Source organism: Mycobacterium sp. E3298 (assembly GCF_001666895.1).
GTDB lineage: Bacteria > Actinomycetota > Actinomycetes > Mycobacteriales > Mycobacteriaceae > Mycobacterium.
The window spans coordinates 1-1,470 of the sequence record NZ_LZJB01000608.1 but is presented as its reverse complement, the minus strand read 5'-3'; the positions used below and the strand labels follow the sequence as shown (position 1 = coordinate 1,470).

Sequence of the window (1,470 nt, the reverse complement as noted above, 5' to 3'; positions counted from 1 at the left end):
TGTAGGCACGAGGCATCGCGTACAGCGTGGCGATGAAGGGCCGGGAGAACCCGCCTTCGAGTTGCGCCCTCAGGTAGCGGTGCCAGCGGGTCACCGGCCAGGCGGACTCCCACGCTTCGGCCAGGTGCGGCCGATTCATCCACTCGGCGACCATCTCCGCGTCGGCGTCCGGATCGGCCAGACGCAACCCGTACGGCTCGGGCAACGCCGGTATGGGCGGGGGCGGGACGGCGCGGACCTCATCGGGGATCTCGGTCAACTCCCGCGGCAGTATCGGGTCGTCCTCGCTCACGCGGGCGCCCCTGCCATCCACCGTTCGGCCAGGGCCGAAACCCATTCGGCGGCCGCAGCGGGCCGCTCGGGCGGCGCCGCGACCAGAACCAATTCGTCGATGCCCAGATCGGCGAGGGCGCCGACATCACCGACGCCCGGATCGCGCAACGCCACCGAGAGCCGCAACTGCCCACGATCACGCCCCGCCTCGGCGCATAGCCGCTCCAATTCGGCGAGCCGGTCGTGCACGGCTTCGACGCCGTCGAGGTTGAAGCCGTACCAACCGTCAGCCCACGTCGCCGCCCGCCGCAGCGCCGAATCACTATTGCCGCCAACCACTATCGGGATGTGGCGGTCGCGCACCGGCTTGGGGTTGACCCGAATCGAGTCGAAGCTGACGAAATCGCCGTCGAACGAGGCGATGTCGTCGCGCCACACCGCGCGCATCGCGGCAACGTATTCGGCGGTGCGCTCGGCCCGACGGGCGAACGGCACCGAAAGCGCGGCGAACTCCTCCCTCGACCAGCCGACGCCGATCCCCAGGGTCAGCCGCCCGCCGCCGAGCCGGTCCAGGCTGGCGGCCTGCTTGGCCACCACCACCGGATTGTGCTCGGGCAACAGGAGCACGCCCGTCGCCAGCCCGATCCGGGACGACGCCGCCGCGGCGAAGCTCAGTGCGATCATCGGGTCAAGCCAATCCGCTTGTGCGGGAACGGCGATGACGCCGTCTTCGGAGTAGGGATAGCGGGAGGCCGGTCGGTCGACCATGACGACGTGTTCGCCGGCCCACAGCGTGGCGAAGCCGCAGTCGTCCGCGGTCGACGCGACGGCATCGATCACGGCGCGATCGGCGCCGGCGCCGATCCCCAGGGCGTGCAATCCCAGCCGCATCGCACGATCGTCTCACGCGCTCAGTGGCTTTTCAGCAGCTCCGCGAGGACGGCGGCATGGCTGATGTCGGGGTCGCGGGTCGCGGTGACCAGGGTGACGACGCCGCGCCGGGCCAGCTCGCGCAGCTCGTCGAGCGCCGGGTTGTCGTCGAGTTCCGCCTCGTAGCGCTCGGCGAATTCGTCGAAGTGTTCTGACCGGTGGCGATACCACTCGCGGAGGTCCTTGGACGGCGCGACGTCCTTGGACCAGATCCCCACCCTCGGGTCGCCCTTGCGCACACCTCGCGGCCACATGCGGTCGATCAGC

At 70.3% G+C, this 1,470-nt stretch carries 3 protein-coding genes; all 3 read right to left on the bottom strand.

The annotated features are described in order from the left end of the window. A partial coding sequence (locus A9X05_RS27905) for an acetyltransferase (protein ID WP_156737055.1) occupies nucleotides 1–292 on the bottom strand: 292 nt, incomplete at its 3' end. Next, a complete protein-coding gene (locus A9X05_RS27900; protein ID WP_067785503.1) occupies nucleotides 289–1,164 on the bottom strand; it encodes an LLM class F420-dependent oxidoreductase in 876 nt (291 codons plus the stop codon). The genes A9X05_RS27905 and A9X05_RS27900, both read right to left, overlap by 4 nt. A 20-nt stretch (nucleotides 1,165–1,184) precedes the next feature. Then, nucleotides 1,185–1,470, bottom strand: a 286-nt coding sequence (locus tag A9X05_RS27895) for a DUF488 domain-containing protein (protein ID WP_067785500.1), incomplete at its 5' end; no start/stop codon positions are given.